Source organism: Petralouisia sp. (genome assembly GCF_056822245.1).
Genome location: NZ_JBQIOP010000019.1, coordinates 12,227 through 35,478, shown reverse-complemented (window position 1 = coordinate 35,478; position 23,252 = coordinate 12,227). Strand labels below are relative to the sequence as shown.

Annotated in this window: 20 protein-coding genes; 17 read left to right on the top strand and 3 right to left on the bottom strand. The window is 48.7% G+C overall.

The genetic code is table 11. The annotated features are described in order from the left end of the window. Positions 1 to 174 precede the first annotated feature (174 nt). The 15 genes from ACTO17_RS09295 to ACTO17_RS09225 all read left to right on the top strand — a co-directional run bounded on the left by ACTO17_RS09295 (position 175) and on the right by ACTO17_RS09225 (position 15,808). Positions 175 to 1,500: an ABC transporter substrate-binding protein gene (locus ACTO17_RS09295; RefSeq protein WP_172535617.1), complete on the top strand. Its 1,326-nt coding sequence runs from the start codon at positions 175 to 177 to the stop codon at positions 1,498 to 1,500. Positions 1,501 to 1,511: 11 nt separating this feature from the next. Then, a complete protein-coding gene (locus ACTO17_RS09290; protein ID WP_482557752.1) occupies positions 1,512 to 2,858 on the top strand; it encodes an MATE family efflux transporter in 1,347 nt (448 codons plus the stop codon). 16 nt (positions 2,859 to 2,874) lie between these two features. Then, on the top strand, positions 2,875 to 3,327 hold the full coding sequence (locus ACTO17_RS09285; RefSeq protein ID WP_482557751.1) for a hypothetical protein: 453 nt from the start codon (positions 2,875 to 2,877) through the stop codon (positions 3,325 to 3,327). A gap of 1 nt (position 3,328) precedes the next feature. Next, positions 3,329 to 4,051, top strand: coding sequence for a polysaccharide deacetylase family protein (locus ACTO17_RS09280; RefSeq protein WP_172535620.1), 723 nt, complete (start codon positions 3,329 to 3,331; stop codon positions 4,049 to 4,051). 11 nt (positions 4,052 to 4,062) lie between these two features. Beyond that, positions 4,063 to 5,760, top strand: coding sequence for a dihydroxy-acid dehydratase (ilvD, locus tag ACTO17_RS09275; RefSeq protein ID WP_482557750.1), 1,698 nt, complete (start codon positions 4,063 to 4,065; stop codon positions 5,758 to 5,760). Positions 5,761 to 5,796: 36 nt separating this feature from the next. After that, positions 5,797 to 6,576, top strand: a complete 780-nt coding sequence (locus ACTO17_RS09270) for an SDR family NAD(P)-dependent oxidoreductase (RefSeq protein ID WP_482557749.1) — start codon at positions 5,797 to 5,799, stop codon at positions 6,574 to 6,576. A 58-nt stretch (positions 6,577 to 6,634) separates the two neighbouring features. Further along, the gene (locus ACTO17_RS09265) at positions 6,635 to 7,594 is read left to right on the top strand and encodes a hypothetical protein (RefSeq protein WP_482557748.1); all 960 of its coding nucleotides are present in this window, start codon (positions 6,635 to 6,637) and stop codon (positions 7,592 to 7,594) included. Beyond that, positions 7,594 to 8,967, top strand: a complete 1,374-nt coding sequence (locus ACTO17_RS09260; protein ID WP_482557747.1) for a family 4 glycosyl hydrolase — start codon at positions 7,594 to 7,596, stop codon at positions 8,965 to 8,967. The genes ACTO17_RS09265 and ACTO17_RS09260 overlap by 1 nt, the downstream gene beginning before the upstream one ends. Before the next feature lie 31 nt (positions 8,968 to 8,998). Further along, positions 8,999 to 9,991: a 2-hydroxyacid dehydrogenase gene (locus tag ACTO17_RS09255; RefSeq protein WP_482557746.1), complete on the top strand. Its 993-nt coding sequence runs from the start codon at positions 8,999 to 9,001 to the stop codon at positions 9,989 to 9,991. Continuing rightward, positions 9,988 to 11,241 carry an SIS domain-containing protein gene (locus ACTO17_RS09250; RefSeq protein ID WP_482557745.1) on the top strand — a complete coding sequence of 418 codons (1,254 nt, stop codon included), beginning with the start codon at positions 9,988 to 9,990 and terminating at the stop codon, positions 11,239 to 11,241. Before ACTO17_RS09255 ends, ACTO17_RS09250 begins: the two co-directional genes overlap by 4 nt. A gap of 104 nt (positions 11,242 to 11,345) precedes the next feature. Further along, positions 11,346 to 12,077, top strand: a complete 732-nt coding sequence (locus ACTO17_RS09245) for a GntR family transcriptional regulator (protein ID WP_482557744.1) — start codon at positions 11,346 to 11,348, stop codon at positions 12,075 to 12,077. 36 nt (positions 12,078 to 12,113) lie between these two features. Next, positions 12,114 to 13,046, top strand: a complete 933-nt coding sequence (locus ACTO17_RS09240) for a carbohydrate ABC transporter permease (protein ID WP_482557743.1) — start codon at positions 12,114 to 12,116, stop codon at positions 13,044 to 13,046. After that, the gene (locus ACTO17_RS09235; protein WP_482557742.1) at positions 13,043 to 13,870 is read left to right on the top strand and encodes a carbohydrate ABC transporter permease; all 828 of its coding nucleotides are present in this window, start codon (positions 13,043 to 13,045) and stop codon (positions 13,868 to 13,870) included. Before ACTO17_RS09240 ends, ACTO17_RS09235 begins: the two co-directional genes overlap by 4 nt. A 70-nt stretch (positions 13,871 to 13,940) precedes the next feature. After that, the gene (locus ACTO17_RS09230) at positions 13,941 to 14,915 is read left to right on the top strand and encodes an N-acetylglucosamine kinase (protein ID WP_482557741.1); all 975 of its coding nucleotides are present in this window, start codon (positions 13,941 to 13,943) and stop codon (positions 14,913 to 14,915) included. Between the two features lie 41 nt (positions 14,916 to 14,956). Next, the gene (locus ACTO17_RS09225; RefSeq protein WP_482557740.1) at positions 14,957 to 15,808 is read left to right on the top strand and encodes a class II fructose-bisphosphate aldolase; all 852 of its coding nucleotides are present in this window, start codon (positions 14,957 to 14,959) and stop codon (positions 15,806 to 15,808) included. A gap of 61 nt (positions 15,809 to 15,869) precedes the next feature. Here the strand turns inward: ACTO17_RS09225 and ACTO17_RS09220 are convergent, their stop codons facing one another. The 3 genes from ACTO17_RS09220 to ACTO17_RS09210 are packed head-to-tail and all read right to left on the bottom strand — an operon-like array spanning position 15,870 to position 20,386. Next, entirely contained in the window at positions 15,870 to 17,291 is a 1,422-nt protein-coding gene (locus ACTO17_RS09220; protein WP_482557739.1) for a sensor histidine kinase, read from the bottom strand. Next, the gene (locus ACTO17_RS09215) at positions 17,288 to 17,989 is read right to left on the bottom strand and encodes a response regulator (protein WP_482557738.1); all 702 of its coding nucleotides are present in this window, start codon (positions 17,987 to 17,989) and stop codon (positions 17,288 to 17,290) included. Before ACTO17_RS09215 ends, ACTO17_RS09220 begins: the two co-directional genes overlap by 4 nt. A 27-nt stretch (positions 17,990 to 18,016) precedes the next feature. Then, a complete protein-coding gene (locus ACTO17_RS09210) occupies positions 18,017 to 20,386 on the bottom strand; it encodes an endonuclease MutS2 (RefSeq protein ID WP_482557737.1) in 2,370 nt (789 codons plus the stop codon). A 477-nt stretch (positions 20,387 to 20,863) separates the two neighbouring features. On the opposite strand from ACTO17_RS09210, the gene ACTO17_RS09205 reads away from it, so the two are divergent. Then, positions 20,864 to 22,156 carry a S1C family serine protease gene (locus ACTO17_RS09205; RefSeq protein ID WP_482557736.1) on the top strand — a complete coding sequence of 431 codons (1,293 nt, stop codon included), beginning with the start codon at positions 20,864 to 20,866 and terminating at the stop codon, positions 22,154 to 22,156. Positions 22,157 to 22,191: 35 nt separating this feature from the next. Beyond that, positions 22,192 to 23,145 (top strand): 3'-5' exoribonuclease YhaM family protein, encoded by a 954-nt coding sequence (locus tag ACTO17_RS09200; RefSeq protein ID WP_482557735.1) that lies wholly within the window; start codon positions 22,192 to 22,194, stop codon positions 23,143 to 23,145. Positions 23,146 to 23,252: the final 107 nt, after the last annotated feature.

Genomic DNA, 23,252 nt, shown 5'->3' with positions numbered 1-23,252 from the left:
GATTTTGGTAAAATTGTAAAATTTATTTACAATATATCTTAAAAAATATAAAAAGTCAACAGTAATAAATAAATATAAAATAAGTTTTAGTAAAAATATAATAAGTATATATCATAACAACATGTTATTATAGTCTCATCAGACAACTATTATTTTATACAGGGGGCAATGCATATGAAGAAAAGATTTACAGCGTTATTATTGACAACAGCCATGACAGCGTCTTTACTTACAGGATGCGGCGGAGCAAAAGGATGGGAAGACGGAGACGGGAAAATTGACGGAGATCTGACATTCTGGACGCAGGATACAGAACCCTGGAAAGCGTATTTCAATCCGGCAATCAAAGAATTTCAGGAGAAATATCCGGAGGTGAATATTCAGGTGGAATATTTTCCGGAATTTGACCAGAAGATTACCCAGGCATTTTCAGCAGGAGAAGAGCCGGACGTAATTCAGACCTGGTCCAGTATTACCGACTGGGCCAAAGGCGGAAAAATTGCATTAATTCCGGACAGCGTGATGAGCGCGGAGGAGTTGGAAAACAACTACTATGAGAGCGCGCTGAAGAATAAGAAATATGAAGATAAGTATTATGGAATTCCTTCAGAAATTAATGTGGAATCGCCCAGTCTTTATGTGAATATGGACATATTAAAGCAGGAAGGAGTAGAGCTTCCCAAGAGCTGGATTGAAAATAACGGCCCGGCAAGCTTTTCGGAACTGCTTGAGGTGGCAGAACAGCTGACCCAGAAGGATTCCGGCGGACAGGTAACCCGTTCCGGACTGGCTTACACGTATGCGCAATGGGAGGCGAATTTCCTTTCCCTGATTCTTCAGCATGGCGGAGACTACAAGGACGAGGCCAACAATCAGGTGCATTTTCTGACAGAAGAGGGCAGGAAAGCGGCAGAGATGCTGCTGAAATACACCCAGGGAGAAGAGGCTGTCAGCGATGAGGGAGAGAGCAGGTATGACGCGTTTATCCAGGGAACGGCAGCGATGTGCGTAGGGGCGCCCTGGTATGCAGGCAGCTTTTCCATTGATATTCCGGATGTGAACTGGCAGGTGTTCAACATGCCTGCATGGGTGGAAGGCTCAGACCCCATCAGCATCGGCACCGGAGGCTGGGGATATATTGTCTCTGAGAAATGCGAGAACAAAGAAGCAGCCTGGGCCTTTGTGGAGTTTATGACATCTGCAGAACAAACCGGAAAATGGGCTTATGCCACAGGCGCGCTTCCAGCAAGAAAAGATGCGTTGGAAGATCTGGAATACGATCCCGAACAGGGTTCTGTGGATAAAGCAATTTCCATTGCAAAAGACGTTCTGCCCTTTGCAGAGGAAGAAGGGGCTTATATGCAGACGCCGTCCACACTGACCTACACCATCGTCCGTGAAAAATTAAGGCAGCTTTTGGTAGACGGAGACATAGAAGCGGCTTTAAAGGGAATGGAGGAAGAGGGAAACCAGATGATTGAAGAGAATCTGAACCGATAAGCTGGTGATTTATGAAAAAACAGATTGATTTGCTGAGGGGGAAGGTAAATGAGACGTTTCTGCAGTATCTTCTCCCAAGCGTATCAGCAACCATAATGATTTCTTTTAACTATTTTATTGATACTCTGTGTATCGGGCAGAAGTTAGGAGAAAAAGGGCTGGCAGCCTTAAATCTGGCCTGGCCGGTGACAACGGCTCTGTATGCCACAGGGCTGTTGTTGGGAACCGGAGGAGGAGCGCTGTTTTCCGCCTTTCTGGCGGCAGGCGATACAAAAAGGGCCAGAAGCATCTATACCAAAGCCATGGCTCTCTGGCTGATACTGGCGGCGGCGGTTACCCTGTTGGGCCTGGCTTTTCTGGAGCCTCTGGTGGCGGGACTGGGCGGCGTCGGAGAGCTGCGGCAGGGAGTTTCCGATTATGTGAAATGGGTGCTGGTTCTGGCTGTTTCCTACATGGGAGAATGCTTTTATACTTCAATGCTCCGTAATGACAATGCGCCGCGGCTGGCCATGGCGGGAACCCTTCTGTCCTGTTCACTGAATATTTTTCTGGATGTGTTTTTTATCTATGTGCTGGACTGGAAGATGGCGGGAGCGGCTCTTGCCACAAGCCTTGCGGTGACTTCCACAGTGATTCTGGGCCTTCTGGCCTCCCTCCGGCCAAAGTCTGACATGAAGCTGTGCTTACAGGGCGGGAGGATGCAGGACATTGCCGCAATTGTCAAAGTGGGAATGTCGAATTTTCTGACAGAAATCGACAGCGGAGTTGTGACCTTTGTGTACAATACGGTATTGATTCAGATCGGAGCTTCCAATGCCACTGCCCTGATTGCAGTCTATGGAATTGTAGTGAATATCAATACCATTGTACTGGCGGCCATCAACGGGGTTTCCAATGCCATGCAGCCTTTGGTCAGCGCCAACAGCGGAGCGGGGATGCCCGGCCGGGTAAAGGCATTTACGAATCTGGCGGTCAAATGGGCATTTGGCATGTCGGCGGCCTTTGTAATCGTTCTGGAATGGCAGGCAGAATGGTTTGTGGGGATCTTTCTGGTTCCGGAGGCCGGATTTTTGCAGCAGGCGGCCGGGGCCATCCGTATTGTGGCAGTTTCTTATATCATGGCGGCAGTAAATATGATATTGATTTCTTTTTTCCAGGCCATTCAGGCAGCTGGAAAAGCCGTCTGTTTTTCCTTTATGAGAACCTTGTTTCTTCCGGTGGCTTCTGTCATCGGCGGAGCCTGGCTGGCAGGGGTGACGGGCGTGTGGGCCGCTTCCCTGGCGGTGGAAGGAATCACAGCAGCTGTACTGCTTGTTACATATGGGAAAATGCTTCGGACAACCATAAATGAACTTTGAGAAAGGAGCAGATGAAATGAAAGAGATGCAGGATGTTTGGGAAGATTTAAAACATCAGGAATTAGACAAATATAAAGAAACCATGGAATATTGCAAAACAAGGGTAACTGCCAACGAAGGGATTCCGGCGGTTTTAGGACTGGATGATCTGACGGCGCCCTGGGACGCTGTCTGGCAGGGGCCTGAGGCAGAAAAGGAACTGCATGGAGCTATGGCGGCAGCGGCAATGATTTTTGCCAGCCTCTATGAAAAACTGGAGCCGGAGGAACTGGGGCATTATCCGGGCATTGCGCCGGCCATGAGCGCATTGGCAGAATTGTTTTTCCGGCCGGGGACAGACGGGGAAGCGGTGCCGTACCGGGATGTGGTAAAAGATTTTTTAAAACAGCAGCCCAAAGCCGGGGAAGCAGACCGGCAGTGTGAAACAAAAACAGAGCTTTTAAGTCAGCAGCAGAAGGGAGGAAAATAAGTTGGAAAATTTTCAGATGAAAGAATTCCTGCAGTTGGTATCCCGGGATAAACGTACCCTGGAAATGTTTCGTTATCTGATGAACAATTCTTATATTCGGGTGGTGAATTACCACAATACCAATCCGGTGGACGCTGAGCGGTTTGAGGCGGAAATCAAATACTTCAGCCAGCATTTTGTTCCGGTTACGTTAAAGGATTTGGGACAGTTTTTTGAGACGAAAGTGTGGCCCTATGACAAGCCAGGTCTGATTCCCGCCATTTTTGAAGGCTTCCGCAATCATTATGACGTAATTCTGCCGATTCTGGATAAGTATCATTTTACCGGATGGTTCTATCTTCCCAGCTTCTTTATGGATGTTCCGGTCATGGATCAGCTTGCCTTCAGTGAGGCTCATGACTTGAATGTATCAGATAAAAATCTGTATCCGGATCAGCGGGTGGCAATGACCTGGGACGAGGTAAGAGAGATTGCCGGGCGGCATGAGATCTGCTGCCACACCGGAAATCATTTTGAGATCACCAAAGAGACCTCCCAGGAGGATATGCAGCGGGAAATAGTGGAAGCCAAGCGGTATCTGGAAGAAAAAATCGGCCGGGAAGTGGAGGTGTTCTGCTGGCTGTACGGAGAAGAATACCATTACAACGAGAAGGCGCATAAATTCTTAAAAGAAGCAGGCTACAAATATGTGGTAAGCAACCTGAAGCTGGAAAGAATCCGGTAGGAGGAATAAGTGTGAGAAGAAGCGAGAAGATTTTGAGAAGGCCGGATTTCAGTTTTAACCGGGCTGTATACAAGTCCATGGGATTTTCCGACCGGGATTTGGAAAAGCCTATCATCGGCATTGCCAATACCTGGAGTGAACTGGTGCCGGGAAGCTATAATCTGCGGGAGGTGGCAGACAGCGTAAAGAGAGGCGTTTATGCAGCGGGAGGAACGCCGGTGGAATTCGGCGTGATCGGAGCCTGTGACGGAACGGCCCAGGGAAATGAAGGGATGCGCTATATTCTTCCCTCCCGGGATTTGATTGCCAATGACGTGGAGATTATGGTACAGGCGCACCAGTTAGACGGAGTAGTCCTTCTGGGCTCCTGCGATAAAATTGTGCCGGGCCTTTTGATGGCGGCCGCAAGGCTGAAGCTGCCTGCCGTCCTCCTTCCCGGCGGGCCCATGCAGGGCGGCCCGGTATTCGACCAGAGGGCGTCGGATCTGACCTCCCTTTCGGAAGGCTGCGGCATGGTAAAAGCGGGCAGTTTAACAGAAGAAGAGCTGTATGAACTGGAAGATACCTGCGGCCCCGGCTGCGGCTCCTGCTCCTTCTACGGTACGGCCAATACCATGTGCTGTCTGGCAGAGTGCATGGGAATGACTCTGCCTTACGGAGCTTTGATTCCGGCAGTTTATGCAGAACGCAAAAGAATTGCCTTTGAAACAGGGGAAACGATTGTATCTCTGGTAGAAAACAACATAGACGCAGGACAGATTATTACGGAACAGTCGCTAGAGAACGCCGTCCGGTTTCTCAATGCCACAGGAGGCTCCACCAACGGCATTCTGCATCTTCTGGCTGTTGCCCGGGAAGCAGGAATTGACAGCCGGGTGATGATGGAAAAATTTAAAACCGCAGGAATGGAAACGCCGCTGATTGTAAAAGTCAATCCGGCTTCTGAATATAATATGGAGGATTTGCACCAGGCCGGCGGCGTTCCTCAGGTGATGAAGGAGCTGCGTTCCCTTCTGCATCTGGAAGCCATGACGGTAACCGGGGAAACTCTGGGAAAAACCCTTGAGAAAATCAGAAAAAAGAACGTGAACCGGAGCATAATCAAAACATTGGAGGAACCTTTCAGCAGCTTTGGCGGAATTGCGGTATTAGAGGGAAATCTGGCGCCGGAAGGATGCATTACCAAGCCTTCAGCCATCAAAGAAAAGATGCATGTGTTCCATGGCTTTGCCAGAGTCTTTGACTGTGAAGAAGATGCGGAAGAAGCCATTTTAGGCGGAGAGATACAGCCGGGAACGGTGGTGGTCATACGTTATGAAGGACCCAAAGGAGGCCCCGGCATGCGGGAAATGTACAAAGCCATGAAATATTTGTACGGAATGGGACTGGCGGAGAGCACGGCGCTGATTACAGACGGGCGGTTCTCCGGAACCAACAACGGCTGCTTTGCAGGACATATTTCACCGGAAGCGGCGGAAGGGGGCCCCATTGCCATTGTAAAAGACGGGGACGAAATAACTGTGGATATTCCGGCGGGCAGCATCACTCTGCATGTGGAAGAACAGGAGCAGAAGCGGCGGATGGAGCAGTTCACCCCGCCGAACCCCAGATATACCAGAGGCTATCTGGGGCTTTATTCCAGAATGGCCTCCTCTGCAAGCAGGGGCGCAGTCCTGTCTCTGCCTGATTCGGACAGGCAGACGTTTTAGCAGAAGGAAACATTTGATACAGGGAAAGGAGATTTTATGGCATTTGATTTTAGCGGAAAAACAGTGGGAGTTACCGGAGCGGCGGGAATTCAGGGCATTGGATTTGCCATTGCAAAAAAGTTTCTGGAGTCCGGGGCAAAAGTTTTTCTCTGTGATTTAAAGGAACAGGAGTTGGAGAAGGCAAGGGAGCAGCTTGCGCCCCTGGGAGAAGTGAAAGCCTATGTGATGGATGTATCCAGAGCGGATTCTGTGGAGAAAGTATTTGAAAGAGCAGAACAGGAATTGGGGTCTATAGATGTATTCGTAAATAATGCAGGGATTTATCCCCAGTCAATGATCTGTGATATGGAAGAAGAGCTGTGGGAAACAGTGATGAACGTGAACCTGAAATCCGTATTCCTCTGTTCCAGGGAATGTAAAAAATACATGCAGGAAAAAGGCGGCGTGATTATCAATGCGGCAAGCTTTGCTTCCCTGTTAGGCTCTGCCGGAAGCGGGGCTTATGCAGCCAGTAAAGCGGCAGTTTACAGTCTGACCAAAACTCTGGCGGCAGAGCTTGCGCCTTACCGCATCCGGGTGAACGGATATATTCCGGGAGTCATTGAGACTGGAATGACCGCAGGCGTTATTGACAGCAAGGGAAAGGAACTGGTGGAAGCCATTGCCCTTCACAGACTGGGCAGTCCGGAGGATGTGGCCAACGCAGTATCATTTCTGGCTTCCCTGGAAGCTTCTTACCTGACCGGAACATTTATCGAAATCAGCGGCGGAAAACTCTGTGTGCAGAATCCTGATTTTCCCTGGAGGCAGAAATAAAAGGCACAGGCAGACGGAATTTAAAAAACACAGAACCGAAAGAAACAGGAGGATAAAAATGGAGAAACTGCATGTAGATATCAAGGCTCTGGAGTCCATGCACCGGTTTGGGGATATTCTGGAGGAGGCGATTCTGGGAATACAAAGTGAAATCGCAGAATTTCAGGTAATTCGGGATGCCGGGGACTGCATCGGCCCTCACTGGTACGGATTGCGGTGCCGGGTGACCTGCAGGCGTTCCGGAACAGGACTGTATCTGCATATCGGGCTGATTTACTATCCCGCAACCCGGCATGGGCTGATGATAGAACTGGATGAGCAGAATAACAGAAACACTTATGGATGGGTAGTGGAACAGATCAAAGAATCACCGGAATTTGAAATCAGCAGAGAGGAGCAGGAGTACTTTAAGCTGTTTCTGCCGGATGCAGTCTTTGAGGATATGTCCGGAAAGATGCGAAAGGAACAGACGGCAATTTTACGGAAATTTGTAAAGAGCGGGGCGGAAGCCATGGTGGAGGCGGCGTACCAGACAGGATTTACATTGAATATCCAGAACCTGAAAGATTCCCTGGGGCTGGTAAAGGCTTTTGAGAAGACACTGCTGGAGGCGGAAAGCGAAATCTGTGATGTGGCTATAAATGTTCAGGACAAGGATAATTTCGGCCAGTATGCCCAGGGATTTAGGTACACGCTGACCAATCAGAAACAGATGTCCCTGTACGCCTATTTCGGGGCCATTTACAGCTACAAAAAACAGCCGGCAGGAATCTTTGCAGAGATTGACCGGTTCAGCAACCAGAAGGAATTCGACCGGGTGTTTAACCATTTCAAACCCTCCGGGGAGTATGAGACAGCCACCGGGGAGGAGGGATTTCTCAAGCTGTTTCTGCCCAGGGAGAAGATAGAACAGCTGAATGCAGCAGAATATGAAGAGCAGACAGAGATATTGAAAAGATTTTTAAAGGCATGCAATGAAGCTATGGCGCAGGCATGGGAGCAAGGAGGAGAACAGTGATGGCAGAGAGAAAGAAAATTGTGCTGATTGGCGCAGGAAGCGCGGTGTTTACCAAAGGGCTGATTGCAGATTTTATCCAGTCAGGTTTTGGAAGCTGGGAAATTGCGCTGTGCGACATCAATGAGGAAATTTTATCCTCTATCCGCAGACTGGCGGAAAAGATGGTGGCCCAGAAAGGAGCGGATATTCAGATTACCGCATCCACCGACAGGCGTCAGCTGCTTCCGGGGGCGGACTTCGTGGTGACCACCATTGCGGTGGGAGGCCGGAGAGCCTGGGAACAGGATGTGAAGATTCCCCGCAAATACAATATTTATCAGCCGGTAGGTGATTCTGTTATGCCCGGAGGAATTTCCAGGGCCCAGAGAATGATTCCTGTTATGGTGGAAATCGCAAGGGACATCGAAAGACTTTGCCCGGAAGCATATTTTTTCAATTATTCCAACCCCATGACTGCCATTGTAACGGCAGTGCGGCGGGTCACCAAAGTGAAAATCATAGGGCTGTGCCACGGCGTGATTTACGGGGAAAAATACCTGGCGAAGATGCTTGGGGCAGACGTGAAGGAGCTGACCACCATCGGCGCAGGGCTCAATCATCTGACCTGGCTGTATGATATCCGGGTAAAAGGGAAAGATGTACATCAGGAGCTTTTGGATATTGTGAAAAAGCAGAAGGAGGAGCATGAAAAAAATCCCCATGTGCGCAATTTCTTCAATCCGCTTCTGGAGGATAAGGAAATCCCAAACCATATGGATAATCCCCTTTCCTGGGAATTTTTTGAGCGGTATGGAGCAATCCCGGCAGTGGTAGACCGCCATGCGGTGGAATTTTTCCCGGAACGGTTTCCGGAAGGACGCTATTACGGAGCGACTCTGGGCATAGACGCATTTCCCATTGAGGATGTGATTGCAAGAGGAGAAAAAACCTACCGGGATATGCTGTCTCAGGGGGAAGGAGACGGGGAAGTGGAGCCGGAGCTGTTTCAGCGTGCAGACGGGGAGCATGAACAGCTGGTGGAAATTATCAAATCCCTGCTGCTGGACGAGCGGAAGGTATTTTCTGTAAATATCCCCAATGAAGGAGCAGTATCCGGAATTCCGGAGGATGCAGTACTTGAGATACCCGGCGTGGCTGCGGCCTGCGGATTCTCTTCTATACATGTCAATGGATTTGAAGGCCCCATAAAGGACATAATTGTGAAACGTCTGGCTTCTGTGGATTTGACGGTGGAGGCTGCCCTGAAAGGGGACAGGAAGCTGTGGGCGGACGCCATGATGCTGGATGGAGCAGTGACAGATATAGAGACGGCGGAACAACTGGTGGAGGATTTTATTCAGGAGCACAAAGACTACCTTCCCCAGTATCGGTAATGGGTTCCAGAAAGGGAGAGAGGGCAGGAGCATGAAGAAAAAAGTATTGATTGTGTCATTTTCCTTTGAGCAGGAACCGGAGGCGTTTCAGGTATTGGAGGATGCAGGGTTTACCCCCGTGCTGTTGGCAGAGAAAGACAGGAAGGGATTTACGGAACAGGATTTTGCCGGCTACTGGGCAGGACTGAAGGAAAAACCGGAAGGCATTCTTATGGGGGCCGATCTTCCTTTAGGGAAATATTTTGCCCGGCGGGCAGAGGGGCTGAAGGCCATTTCCCTGAATTGCGCGGGAGCCGATCATCTGGATTTACAGGCCATGGAAGCCCGGGGAATTACAGTCTGCAATGTGCCCAGGCAGAATTTCGACGCAGTGGCGGATTTTATCTGGGGACTGATTCTGGCAGTGATGCGTAAAATACCGGAAGGCAATGAGAATATCCGCAAAGGAAACTGGTGCCGGGGCGTGGAACGGGGATATGCAGTTTCCGGAAAAACCATCGGCATTATCGGATTCGGAGCCATCGGACAGGCCGTGGCAAAACGGGCCGCAGGGTTCGATATGAAGATTCTGGTAAGCAGTACCAGCAGAAAGCCGGAGCCGGCAGAAAAGTACCGGGCGGAATATACAGAACGTGAACGGCTGTTTGAAGAGGCGGATATTCTGGTGCCGGCCTGTCCGTTAGCGCCGGAAACTTATCATATGATCAATGAGGAATCCCTTGGCAGAATGAAGAAGGAGGCGGTGATCGTCAATGCTTCAAGAGGGGGAATTATCGACACAGAAGCGTTGTGCCGTTCCCTGAGGAAACAGGAAATAGCCGGGGCTGCACTGGATGTTTTTGAAGAAGAGCCGTTATATTCCAGTGAATTGTTTGACTTGAAGAATGTGGTGCTGACGCCTCATATGGGAGGGCTGGCAGACCGGGAAATTCACAATGTAGCCATGCAGTCCGCCTTCCATATGGTAAAACTGCTTTCGGGAGAACAAACGGGAACTGAATTAACAGGGAGAAACGAAACATGAAACATGAATTATTTGGAAGGCCCTTGGCCTATTATCAGGAGCGTCAATGCAGGAATACGGCGGCTGAAATCGCTCAGCAGCCGGCTCTCTGGAAACGCCTGGTAAAAGAGCTGACAGGGAGGAAAAGGGAAATTGAAGCATTTATGGAGACTGTGTCTCAGGAAAAGAGACTGAGAATTGTAACCACCGGAGCAGGCTCCTCTGCGTTTATCGGGGAAACCTTTCAATTTCTTTTGGCGGAGGAGCTTGGAATCTATACGGAAAATGTACATACCACAGATATCATCAGCGCACCGGAGGGCGTGTTGTTTGATATTCCCACGCTGCTGATTTCCTATGCCCGCTCCGGGGAAAGCCCGGAAAGCATCGCGGCGGTGCAGTTTGCAGAACAAAGGATTTCAAAGCTCTTTCAGATTATTTTTGTCTGTGATACAGAAAGCAGCCTGGCAAAAGCCGGATACCAGATGGAGGGTGCCCTTGTGATTGGAATGCCGCCGGAATCCTGCGACAAGGGGTTTGCCATGACAAGCAGCGTCAGCTGTATGAGCATTGCGACCTGGTGCGTGTTTCATTATCAGGAACTGGAGCAGTATGCAGGGTATGTGAATGCGCTGGCGGAATCTGTGGCCGAACAGATAGACGGCCTGGCGGAATCTGCAAGGCAGATTGCAAAGGAGCCGTACCGCAGGATTATCTGGCTGGGCACAGGCCCCTTAAAGGGTCTTGCAAGGGAAGCGGCTGTCAAATCTATGGAATTGTCCAATGGATATGTGCATGCAGGATACGACGGGGCGGCGGCCTTCCGTCACGGGCCCAAAACCGTAATCAACGAAGAGACCCTTACGGTGCACTTCTTGTCAGAAAATGAATACAGCAGAAACTATGACCTGGATCTTGCCAGAGAGGTAATCCGGGAAAAGCAGCAAAATCTGGTGGCAATTGTAAGGCCGGAAGCTGACGGTATGAATCTTGCAGGAAGAGACTACGAAGCTGTGTACCGTTTGCCCAAATGCCTGCCTCAAAATTCCGGAATGGGTGCGTATTTGTTTTCACTGGTATTTTCCCAGCTTTTGTCTATGGAAAAATCTCTGGAGCTGGGCTGCACTACCGATAATCCCTGTCCCAAGGGAGAGGTGAACCGGGTGGTGCAGGGAGTGGTGATTTACCAGCTTCCCCAGAAACAAAAGCAGTCTGCTGCGGCAGGTATCTGGCATACCGGGCAAAAGCAGGCGGATACAGGCCCGAACTAACTGCAGCATGTGAAATTCCTTTGGCCGGCTTCCGGTAATTTACACAAAAAGGTAATGATGTTATACTCAGTATATCATGATTAGAAAAAAAGGAAGAGGGAGACATGGCAAAGGAAAACACAATCAGAAAAGATATACCAGTTGCGCTTTATTATCAGTTAAAGGAAGAAATTCGAAGAAAAATCCTGTCGAATGAGTGGCCGGAGGGGAGCAGGCTTCCCTCCGAAAATGAAATATGCAGAATGTTTGAGGTAAGCCGCATTACGGTTCGGAAAGCCATTGATGAGCTTCAGGCAGAAAATTACATTACCAAAAAGCAGGGAAAAGGGACGTTTGTACAGAGCCGTTCCATTGGACACAAACTGTATAAGTTCTATTCTTTCAGCGAGGAATTAAGCAAACTGGGAATCAGGGAAACAGCAAAACTAATGATATTTCAGGAGATCGTTCCGACGGCGGATATCCGGGAGCCGCTGCATTTGCAGGCAGACGAGAAAGTATTCTGGATTAAGCGGATTCGGTATATGGATGACAAAGCGTACACCATAGAGCACTCTTTTATTCCGGTGAAATATGCGCCGGAGCTTACGGCGGAACTTGTGGAAAATAACGGATTGTATAAAACGCTCAGGATGTTTCAGGTATTTCCGGAACGGGCCACAGAAACATTTTCCGCAGTGAACATTTCCAGGGAGGACGCCGGGGACATGAATTTGAAGGCCAATGACGCCGCGATCAATCTGACCCGGGTCACCTTCTGCGGAACAGATGTTATTGAATATTGCCGGAGCATTGTGCGGGGCGATGTATTCCACTATACCGTTGAACTGAAATAAGCCGAAGGACGAGGAACCTGAAAAGGAGGAATTGTTATGGGAAGAAGAAAAAGGCCAAAACGGAACCGGGGACGGAATCTGTTTCTGCTTTGCGTATTGGCGCCTGCCTTTCTATGGTTTTTACTATTTTTTATTCTGCCGTTTGTATCGGTAATCTTTTATAGCTTTACCAATGCCCATATGGCATATTCTGAGTTCCGGTGGGTAGGGCTGGATCAGTACCAGAAAGCATTTACCAAAGACCCTACGTTTTTGATATCTTTAAAAAATACGGTGACAGCGGCTCTTGTGATTGTGCCGTCCACAGTGGTTTTGTCAATTCTGCTGGCGGCGGGGCTGAATATGCTCAGAGAGAGGATGCGGCAGTTTTTTACATTTATTTATTTTCTGCCCTCTGTTATTTCCGCAGTGGCAATTTCCCTGGTGTGGGACTGGCTCTACAGTAAGAATTACGGGCTGTTTAATGCCATTCTGCAGGCTTTGGGCCTGGAGAAACAGCCTTTTTTGTCCTCAGTATCCCAGGCGCTGTTCTGCCTGTGTATTGTTCAGATCTGGTCGGTGTTCGGCTATTATGCAGTGATTCTTCTGGCGGCCATGCGGGGGATTGACCGGAGCTACTATGAGGCCGCGGAAATAGACGGTGCAGGAGGAATGGCGAAATTCTTCAAAATCACCCTTCCCCTGATTAAAAACAATATTTTATTTGTGTGTATTATGACTACCACAGTGGCATTTATGTTCTTTACCCCAGTAAAAATTCTGACAGACGGAACGCCGGGAACCAGTACCATGGTTATGCTGCTTCACATTATGAATAAGGGAATCATCAACAGTGATATTGGCTACGCGTCAGCAATGTCAGTGATTCTTATGCTGATTATCCTGTTTTTCAGCATGATACAGTGGGTGATTACCAAAGAACGTAAAAGAAAGCCCGTATCCGGCGGCAGAAAGGAGGCCCGGTCATGAAGAAAAAACGCAGGTTTGGATTTTATCTGACAGTGGCAGTACTGGCGGCTGGGGCATTTTTTATGGCTCTGCCCCTCTACTGGATGGCAGTGTCGTCTTTTAAGGGCCAGTCGGAGCTGCTTCAGATGCCGCCCACTATGTATCCCCATGAATGGGTGTTTTCTAATTTCAGCCGTGTGCTTGAAAGTATTCCCTTTCTCCGTTATTATACCAACAGTATTGCCACAAGCGCAATTAATACGGCGGCCGGGGTGCTCACAAGCGCAATTCTGGGATTTGTGTTTGCAAAGTACCGGTTTAAAGGAAGAGATGCGATCTTTCTCTGTATTCTGGCATTTATGATGATTCCTTATGATACCCTGATGATTCCTCTGTACAAGCTGATGGCAGGCATGAAGCTGACAAACAGTTACTTTGTGCTGACGGTGCCTTATTTTATCAATATTTTCGGAATCTTCCTGATGCGCCAGTTTTACCTGGATTTGGCGGATGATTACCTGGAAGCGGCGGAAATGGACGGCTGCGGTCATTTCAAACGGTTTTTCACCATTGCGCTGCCCATGGCCAAGCCCATGATGTCGGCTTTATTTATCTATCTGTTTATGGCAAGCTATAATTCTTATCTCTGGCCGCTGATTTCGGTAAGCAAACGGAACCTGTTTACGCTGACGGTGGGAATCGGAGCATTTTTCAGTGATCGGGGAACGCAGACAGATTTGATTATGGCGGCTTCCGCCATGATGATTGTGCCCATTGTCGTGATTTTCTGCCTGGCCCAGCGCAACTTTGTGGAAGGGCTGACAGTAGGCGGCGTAAAAGGATAGAAAGGGACGGTAAGGGATGAGGTATGATTTGGGAATTGACGTTGCGGACAGAAGAAAGGGACGGTAAGGGATGAAATATTATTTGGGAATTGACGGAGGCGGCACAAAAACCGCATATCTTCTCACAGATGAAAATGGAACATTTCTTGCACAGCTGCAGACAGAAGGATGTTCTTATCCGGAGCTTGGCCCAAAGCGCATGATAGAACGTCTGATGGCAGGGACAGAAAGCTGTCTGAAAAAAGCGGGTATTTCCCTGGAAATGCTGTCGGCAGCGGGAATCGGACTGCCCGGCCTGGGAGAAAATCGGGCCATGGATGTCCGTATCACAGAGACACTCAAAGAAAAATTTGCCGGAGTTTCCATCTGCTGCGTCAATGATGTGGAAGCAGGATGGGCAGGCTCTTTGGGAATGGAACCGGGGATTCATCTGGTTTCAGGCACCGGAAGCATTGCTTTTGGAAGAAATAAGGCCGGAAACAGCCAGAGAAGCGGCGGATGGTCGGCTTTTTTCGGAGATGAGGGCTCTTGCTGCTGGCTGGGGCGGCGGACTATGGAATTGTTTTCCAAACAGGCGGACGGGAGGGTCCCGAAAGGCCCGCTGTACCATCTGGTGAGAGACAGGTTTCAGTTAGAACAGGATATGGATTTTATCGCATATATGGAAAAAGAATATATTCCTGTGCGCAGCAAAACAGCGTCCCTGCAGAAGCTGCTGCTTGCGGCGGCAGATCAGGGAGACGAAGGGGCCAGGTCCCTGTATCGGGAAGCGGCAGAGGAATTGGGAATGATGGCTAAAAGTATTGCTTTCGGGATTTTTGCCGGTGAAAAGGTTGTGGTTTCATATTCCGGCGGTCTGTTTCACGGGAAAGAATTTGTGCTTCCGGTTCTGGAAGCGCGGATTGCCAAATGGAACGGGATACTGGCAGAACCGCTGTTTTCTCCGGTGCAGGGCGCGGCGCTTCTTGGGGCGTTCCAGGATGGAAAAGAGCAGATGGAGCGAATGAAAAATCACTGGAAACATTCAGAAAACAGCCAGGCATGACAGACGGAGGAAGCGTAAAAAGTCAAAAGGGAGGACAGAATATGTCATTGGTAACAACAAAAGAGATGCTCAATGATGCCCGGGACAGGCATTATGCAGTGGGTGCCTTTAATGTGGAAAATATGGAAATGGTTCAGGCAGTTCTTGCGGCGGCAGAAAGGCTTAGGGCTCCGGTGATTATGCAGACGACGCCTTCTGCCATAAAGTATGCCGGTGCAGATTATTTCTATGGAAATGTATTTGAGGCGGCAAAAGACGCCTGCGTACCCGTCGCCCTTCATCTGGATCACGGCTCAGACTACAGTCTTGCAGTCCAGGCGGTCCGGGCGGGGTATACGTCCATTATGATAGACGGTTCGAAAATGCCGTTGGAATCCAACATTCAGATTACCAGAAAGGTAACGGAGCTTTGCAGCAGCATTGGAATACCGGTGGAGGCAGAACTTGGAAAAGTGGGCGGCAAGGAGGATGATTTGGAAGCAGGGCCGGGAGAAGCTTATACAGATCCCGGGGAAGCGGAATACTTCGTAGAACAGACAGGTATTTCTTCCCTTGCCGTGGCAATTGGAACAGCTCATGGCTTCTATCAGGGAGAGCCTGAGCTGGATTTGCAGAGATTGTCAGACATTAAAAGGAGAGTGTCTGTGCCTCTGGTGCTTCACGGCGCTTCCGGAGTGCCGGCGGAGGCAGTTGCCGAAAGTATCCGCAGAGGAATCTGCAAGGTAAATTATGCCACGGAGCTGCGGGCCGCCTACACCGGCGCAGTCAGAGAAACACTGCAGAATCAGCCGGAGCTGATCGATCCCAAGATATTTGGAAAAGCAGGACGGGAGCGGGTAACGGAGCAGGTAATGGAAAAGATGAAGGTCTGCGGCTGTGCCGGGAAAGCATAGCGGGACTTAGAGTATGGTATAAAAGCCATTGTCTTAAGGAAAGGCATAAAAGTCCTCCCTCTCAGACAATGGCTTCGTTTTCATCCTGCTTTAAAGGCAGGGTGAAGATAAATTCCGTGCCCACGCCTTCGGTGCTGATGACGTTGATATTTTCGTTGTGGGCGGAAATAATTTCCTTTACAATGGCAAGGCCCAGGCCGGTGCCCCGTTTGTCTTTTCCCCGGGACAGGTCGGTTTTGTAGAACCGCTCCCAGATTTTTTTCAGACTGTCTTTTGGAATGCCGATTCCCGTATCTTTCACAGAGATAAAGACCTTTTCATTTTTCTCTGTGGTCTCAATGGTGATGGTGGAATCCGGGTTGCTGAACTTGATGGCATTGTCAATCAGGTTGTAGAGCACCTGCTGGATTTTGCTCATGTCTGCCCAGACAAAAGAAGTATGTCCTGTCAGGATCAGTTCAAAGGAAATCTTCTTTTCCTGGCAGGTTCCCTCAAAGGATTGAACCACTAACTTAATGGTATTGTTAATGTCAAAGCTGCTGATATCAAGCATAGTGCCTTTGGCGCCGTATTTGTTCAGCTCCAGCATACTCTGGGTCAGTTTGTTCAGCCGCTCCGTTTCAAACAGAATGATATTCAGATACTTATCCTGCATTTCATGAGGAATGGTGCCGTCCATAATGGCCTCAATATAACCCTTGATAGAGGTCAGGGGGGAACGGAAATCATGGGAAACATTGGCGATAAATTTCCGCTGATCCTCTTCTAAAGTGGAAAGCTCCGTTGCCATATAGTTCAGGGAAGCTGCCAGATAACCGATTTCATCGTTGGTGTGAATATTGATCTGGGACTCAAAATTTCCCTCGGAATAATCTCTGGCGGCCCGGGTAATTTTCCGGATGGGAATATACACGGTACAGGTAAAAAGCCCCAGAACCACAAAAGCGCAGAGGAAAATAACCGCAAGGGTCATATAAGAAATATTGATGAAGCCGTCTTTCAGTGAAACCAGATCCCGCACCGGCTTGTGGATTAAAACATAGCCTCTGACCTTATAACTGATGGTAATAGGCGAAAACACCGATAACGTATCTTCAGAAAAAGTATCAAAGAATGTGCCCGTCTGATAATAACTGGAGCCGAAAGCTGTGATATCAAAGTTTTCCACGGCGCCTTCATAGGAGTCAGAGCCGGAGTTAATCAAAATCAGGCCGTTTGGGTTTATCACCTGGGCGTCTGCGTCCAAATAGGTGGCTACCGCGTTAAAATGTGCCGTTACGTCGTCTAAAGTCATGGTGCCGCGGTAATAATTGGCGGCATAGTTGGCAGCCAGGAGATTGGATTCCCGGTATAAATGGGAGGCGGTATCTTCTGTTATGTAATTCAGCGTCAGCCGGGAGGTGAACGTGGCAATCGTGAGAAAACCCAGAATGCCAAATGCCGCATACCCGGCCAGTATTTTCAGATAAAGTGTCCGTTTCACTGTTTCACCTCGAATTTATAGCCGATGCCCCAAACGGTTGCCAGGCTCCAGGAACCGTGATCCTTGATTTTTTCCCGAAGCCGTTTCACATGGACGTCTACGGTGCGGGTGTCCCCGATGTATTCATATCCCCAGATGTGATCCAGTAATTGCTCTCTGGTAAACACCTGATTGGGAGAGGAAGCCAGAAAATACAGCAGCTCCAGTTCCTTGGGAGGCATATCCACCGGCTTTCCGCAGTAAACCACTGAATAATTGGTCTGGTTGATGACCAGGTCGGGGTATTCCACGCATTTGATGTTGGGAGCGGCAGTTTCCTGCCGGGAGGGCTGATAGCGGCGGAGTACTGCTTTTACCCGGGCCACCAGTTCCTTGGAATCAAAGGGCTTCATAATATAATCGTCTGCGCCCAGCTCCAGTCCCAGTACTTTGTCAAAAATCTCTCCTTTGGCGGAAAGCATAATAATCGGAAGATTGGATTTGGCGCGTATTTCCCTGCACACCTGATAACCGTCAATGCCGGGAAGCATCAGGTCCAGTAAAATCAGGTTGGGCTGATACTGCTCATAGACAGCCAGAGCTTCTTCACCGTCGTGCACCATCCGGGTGTCGTAGCATTCTTTGGTCAGGTAAAGGGAAATCAGTTCTGCTATATTTACATCATCATCTACGATGAGAATTTTCTGTTTTGATACCATGGGTCTCCTTTCGCTGTTAAAAATTACTTACTTAAAGGTTACGATGGTGACGCCGGAATCTCCTTCGCCGAATTCTCCCAGACGGAAAGAATCTACGTATTTCAGCCGTTTTAAATGTCCGTGAACGGCTTTACGTAAAGCTCCGGTGCCTTTTCCATGCACCACGCGCACAGAAGGCATATGGGCCAGATACGCATCGTCCAGATATTTATCCAGTAAGGCGACAGCTTCGTCTGTAGTTTTTCCAATCAGGTTGATTTCAGTGGAAATGGAAGCTGACTTGGACATTTTCAGCTTGCCGGCTCCGGTGGATTTCTTTTTATTTCCAAAGGCAGGGGCGTCTTCGAGCAGCGCCAGATCTTTGATATTCACCAGGGAACGCAGAATTCCCATCTGTACATATAAATCTCCTTTGTCGTTGGGCAGTGTGTGAACCGTTCCTTTTAAGTTCATGCTCAGAACCTTGACGGAATCTCCAATCCGCAGATTCTTGGGAACTTTATGGTTGGACACTTCCTTCTGCTTCATGGTCATATTTTTTTCCAGGTCGTTCATTTTGCCCCGAAGCTTGCTGCGCTCCTGCTCCATTTCTTTGGCGGAAGCAGTTCCCTGGCCGTATTTATGGAAATTTTTGATGGTCTGATCTGCCACTTCTTTGGCTTCCCGGAGAATGGCATGGGCGTCCTCATGGGCCTGGCGGATGATTTTCTCCCGCTGACTGTCCAGCCGTTCCCGTTTTTCTTCCAGTCTGCGCTTCAGCGCTTCGATTTCTTTCTTGTACTGCTCTGCTTCCAGACGCTCGTTTTCTATGGTAATCCGGCTTGCCTCCAGATCGGAAATCAAATCCTCGAAATTCTCATCTTGTTCTGTCATCCGGCTTTTGGCGTCCTCAATAATATCCGCCGGAAGGCCCAGCTTGCCGGAAATGGCAAAAGCGTTGCTCTTGCCGGGAATTCCAATGAGCAGCCGGTAAGTGGGGCTTAAGGTTTCCACAGAAAATTCGCAGCTGGCATTTTCTACGCCCGGGGTGGAAAGGGCAAATACTTTCAGCTCGCTGTAATGGGTTGTGGCCATAGTGCGGACGCCGTAATCGTGGAGCCTGGACAGAATGGAAATTGCCAGTGCGGCGCCCTCTGTGGGGTCTGTTCCGGCGCACAGTTCGTCGAAAAGCACCAGTGAATTTCCGTTTACCTGCTTCAAAATAGAAGTAATATTTGTCATATGGGAGGAAAAGGTACTGAGATTCTGTTCAATACTCTGCTCATCTCCGATATCTGCAAAAACTTCTTCAAAAATGGACAGCTCTGAACGGTCATTGGCAGGAATATGGAGACCGGCCTGGCCCATCAGCGTGAAAAGCCCTACGGTTTTTAAAGAAACGGTTTTGCCGCCGGTATTAGGGCCTGTAACAATCAAAAGGTCAAATTCTTCTCCCAGATGAATGTCAATGGGCACGACCTTGCGGCTGTCTAACAGCGGGTGGCGTCCCTTGCGGATGCGGATGCGGTGTTCTTCATTAAAAATCGGCGCAGTTCCGTTGTAATTCCGGGCCAGGGAGCCTTTGGCAAAAATAAAATCCAGTTCTGTTAAAATCTCATAGTCATCCTGCAGACAGGAGACATATTCTCCGGTGAGACTGCTTAAATTGGCCAGAATCACTTCGATTTCTTCCTGCTCCTTCAGATAAAGCTCTTTCAGATCGTTGTTTAGCTTCACAATTGCCATAGGTTCAATGAAAAGGGTGGAGCCGGTGGAGGACTGATCGTGAATCATGCCCGGCACCTGGCCTTTGGATTCTGCTTTTACCGGAAGGCAGTAGCGGCCGCCCCGCATGGTGATAACGGCATCCTGCAAATGGGTGCGGTTGCTGTTTAACAGAGCGTTCATCTGGCTGCGGATTTTTTCATTGGTATTTTTGATGGAACGGCGGATGTTTTTCAATGTTGAGGAAGCGTCGTCCGCAATTTCGTCCTCGGATAAAATACAGCGCCGGATTTCGTCTAACAGAGGGCTTAAAGGCTCTAACCTGGAAAAATAACTGTCCAGGGAATCGACTTTTGCATCTTCCCGTTCGCTGCGGGCGTAGGCTTTGGCGCGTTTGGCCACCTCCAGCAGGGAGGCAATCTTTAAAAATTCTCCGATGCTGAGGGCGCCGCCCACTTCCAGACGCTTCAGGGAAGCGCCTAAATTGTGGATGCCGGAAAAAGAAAGAGAGCCTTTCTGGTAAATTCTTGTCAGTGCGTCAGAGGTCTGCTGCTGGGCAAGCTGAATCTCTGCCAGACTGACGGAAGGGGTCAGGTTTTGGCAGAGGGTTTTGCCGGAGGCAGAGGTGGCGCATTCGGCGAGCATATCTATGATTTTATGGTATTCTAGTGTTTGGAGTGCTTTTTTGTTCATTTGGGTGATCCTTTTCTTTTTAAATATTAGTGGAGAGGGGAGTTTCTCAGGGGAAATGTGTGAAGGACCCTCAGGACTCCTCCCAACAGGCAACACTGAGGAAGTTGAAAGGTATATAGTTGGGTCCCTCCTCAGGGTAACCCTCAGGACTCCTCCCAACAAGCAACGCTGAGGAAGTTGAAAGGTATATAGTTGGGTCCCTCCTCAGGGTAAGGCTCAGGACTCCTCCCAACAAGCAACGCTGAGGAAGTTGAAAGGTATATAGTTGGGTCCCTCCTCAGGGTAACCCTCAGGACTCCTCCCGGTAGTCAGGGTGGAGGGGAGTTGTAGGTTAAGAACCGGGTCCCTCCTCAGGGTAAATTATACCCTATAAATAAAATTCTTGCAACAAGGCGGGGAAAAACGTATAATAGTCATAGTTAGGTAATTTTTGGGGAAAGACGTGGACGGAACTGTATTTTATTAGGAGGGCGTACCATGAAGCAACAAGAGAAGAAGGGGCAGGAATTTGATTTTATTAAAGAGAAAATAAAAGACAAACCGGTCAACAAGCGGCGGCTGTTGGTTCGCGGGGGCTTTAATCTTCTCTGTGCTGTGATTTTCGGGCTTGTGGCTTGTTTTGTATTTGTGCTGCTGAAACCTTATCTGGAAGAATGGCTGTATCCGGAGGGAAGTTCTACCATCAGTATTCCGAAAGACGATGTTCCCCAGGAGGAAGAGCCGAAGGAACCGGAAGAAACACCGACGCCTGTCCCGGCAGAACCGGAAACGGAGCCTGTTGTGTTGGAAGCGGAACTGGAAATTGAAGATTATCAGGAACTGCAGAATAAACTGTATGAAATCGGAAAGCAGGCCAATAAATCTATCGTAACAGTTACCGGCGTGACCAGCGGCAAGGACTGGTTTAATACGCCTTATGAAAATGAGAACAGCGCGGCGGGAATTGTGATTGGAAACAACGGCCAGGAATTGCTGATTCTGACAGAGAAAAAGGTGATCAAGGACGCCCAGGCAATCAGCATTACTTTTATTGATGAGGCAATGGTTTCCGCTTCTTTGAAAAAATACGACGGGAATACAGGAATTGCCATTATCAGCGTGCCTCTGGATGAAATACCTAAGGAAACCATGGAGCATCTGGCAGTGGCGTCTCTGGGAAATTCCTATATGGTTCAGCAGGGAACGACTGTGCTTGCCATCGGAAGCCCTCTGGGAGCCAATTACTCTATTTTATGCGGAACCATCACTTCATATCAGAATGAAGTTTCCACCATAGATAAAAATTTCACCATATTCACTACGGACATTGTCGGCAGCGCAAACGGAAGCGGCGTGCTGATTAATCTGGAGGGTGAAATTGTGGGATTGGTACTGCAGAGCTACAGCAGCCAGAGTGATCGGAATACCATTACGGCTCTGTCGATTTCTGAGCTGAAGCAGATTATAGAAGATTTATCCAATAACCGAGATGTTCCATATGTGGGACTGCGTTTAAGTACCGTGACAGATGGCATTGCCAGGGAATACAGCATTCCCAAGGGCGTTTATATTAAATCCGTGGAAATGGATTCTCCGGCGATGGCAGCGGGGCTGCAGGAAGCAGATGTGATTGTAAAACTCAATGGAGAAGAGGTTGCCACGGTAGAGCAGTATAACCAGAAAATTTATGCGCTGAATCCGGAAGATACGGTTACTGTTTCAGTGAAGAGGCAGAACGGAGAAGAATATGTGGATTTGGAATGCGCAGTGGTGATTGGCGTACTGAAATAACAGTGAACATTGAAACAGGAAGAAGGAGTAGAGTTATGAAATTTATAGAGGAATTGAGAGAGGGAGAACGTGTTGGGAGCATCTACCTGTGCAAAACAAAGCAGACAGCTTTGACAAAGGCCGGAAAGCCTTACGAGTCATTGATTCTGCAGGATAAGACAGGAACGCTGGATGCCAAAATCTGGGACCCTAATTCTCAGGGAATTGACGAATTTGAAGCGTTGGATTATATTGATGTGGTGGGAGACGTCACCAGTTTTCAGGGCGCACTGCAGATGAATATCAAACGGGTCCGCAAAGCCCGGGAAGGAGAATACGATCCGAAAGAATATCTGCCGGTCAGTGAGAAAAATATTGACGGCATGTATCAGGAGCTTATCGAATTTATCCAGGACATGAAAAATCCCTATCTGAAAAAATTATGCAGCAGCTTTTTTCTGGAGGATAAAAAATTCGAAAAAGAGTTCAAATTCCACAGTGCGGCAAAAAATGTCCATCACGGATATGTAGGAGGACTTCTGGAGCATACTTTAAGTGTGACAAAATTATGCAATTATTATACCCAGGCGTATCCTCTTTTGAATAAAGACTTGTTGCTGACAGCGGCAATGTTTCATGATATCGGAAAACTTCAGGAGCTTTCGTCTTTTCCGGAAAATGACTATACAGATGCCGGACAGCTGCTGGGGCATATTATTATCGGAGAAGAGTGGGTGGGAGAGCACATTCGCAAAATTTCCGGATTTCCGGTGAAACTGGCCAATGAACTGAAACACTGTATTTTGGCGCATCACGGAGAACTGGAATACGGATCGCCCAAAAAGCCGGCTCTTGTGGAAGCGGTGGCCCTCAGTTTTGCAGACAACACGGATGCTAAGATGCAGACGATGAAAGAGGCTCTTGCTTCAGCCGGAGAAAACAATGGCTGGCTGGGTTACAACCGGCTCTTTGAGTCCAATATACGGAAAACCAGTACAGAGATTTTTTAGTGTTGAACAATACGTGCTTTGGAACATTATGATTGAAACCGTGAGGAATATAAAAATGCCCATATACAGAAAATGGCTGTATGGGCATTTTTTAAAATATGGATGAA

Coding starts and splice junctions, on each gene's coding strand:
- ACTO17_RS09295 (WP_172535617.1), top strand. CDS start 175: ATGAAGAAAAGATTTACAGCGTTATTATTGACAACAGCCATGACAGCG.
- ACTO17_RS09290 (WP_482557752.1), top strand. CDS start 1,512: ATGAAAAAACAGATTGATTTGCTGAGGGGGAAGGTAAATGAGACGTTT.
- ACTO17_RS09285 (WP_482557751.1), top strand. CDS start 2,875: ATGAAAGAGATGCAGGATGTTTGGGAAGATTTAAAACATCAGGAATTA.
- ACTO17_RS09270 (WP_482557749.1), top strand. CDS start 5,797: ATGGCATTTGATTTTAGCGGAAAAACAGTGGGAGTTACCGGAGCGGCG.
- ACTO17_RS09265 (WP_482557748.1), top strand. CDS start 6,635: ATGGAGAAACTGCATGTAGATATCAAGGCTCTGGAGTCCATGCACCGG.
- ACTO17_RS09260 (WP_482557747.1), top strand. CDS start 7,594: ATGGCAGAGAGAAAGAAAATTGTGCTGATTGGCGCAGGAAGCGCGGTG.
- ACTO17_RS09255 (WP_482557746.1), top strand. CDS start 8,999: ATGAAGAAAAAAGTATTGATTGTGTCATTTTCCTTTGAGCAGGAACCG.
- ACTO17_RS09250 (WP_482557745.1), top strand. CDS start 9,988: ATGAAACATGAATTATTTGGAAGGCCCTTGGCCTATTATCAGGAGCGT.
- ACTO17_RS09245 (WP_482557744.1), top strand. CDS start 11,346: ATGGCAAAGGAAAACACAATCAGAAAAGATATACCAGTTGCGCTTTAT.
- ACTO17_RS09240 (WP_482557743.1), top strand. CDS start 12,114: ATGGGAAGAAGAAAAAGGCCAAAACGGAACCGGGGACGGAATCTGTTT.
- ACTO17_RS09235 (WP_482557742.1), top strand. CDS start 13,043: ATGAAGAAAAAACGCAGGTTTGGATTTTATCTGACAGTGGCAGTACTG.
- ACTO17_RS09230 (WP_482557741.1), top strand. CDS start 13,941: ATGAAATATTATTTGGGAATTGACGGAGGCGGCACAAAAACCGCATAT.
- ACTO17_RS09225 (WP_482557740.1), top strand. CDS start 14,957: ATGTCATTGGTAACAACAAAAGAGATGCTCAATGATGCCCGGGACAGG.
- ACTO17_RS09215 (WP_482557738.1), bottom strand. CDS start 17,989: ATGGTATCAAAACAGAAAATTCTCATCGTAGATGATGATGTAAATATA.
- ACTO17_RS09210 (WP_482557737.1), bottom strand. CDS start 20,386: ATGAACAAAAAAGCACTCCAAACACTAGAATACCATAAAATCATAGAT.
- ACTO17_RS09205 (WP_482557736.1), top strand. CDS start 20,864: ATGAAGCAACAAGAGAAGAAGGGGCAGGAATTTGATTTTATTAAAGAG.
- ACTO17_RS09200 (WP_482557735.1), top strand. CDS start 22,192: ATGAAATTTATAGAGGAATTGAGAGAGGGAGAACGTGTTGGGAGCATC.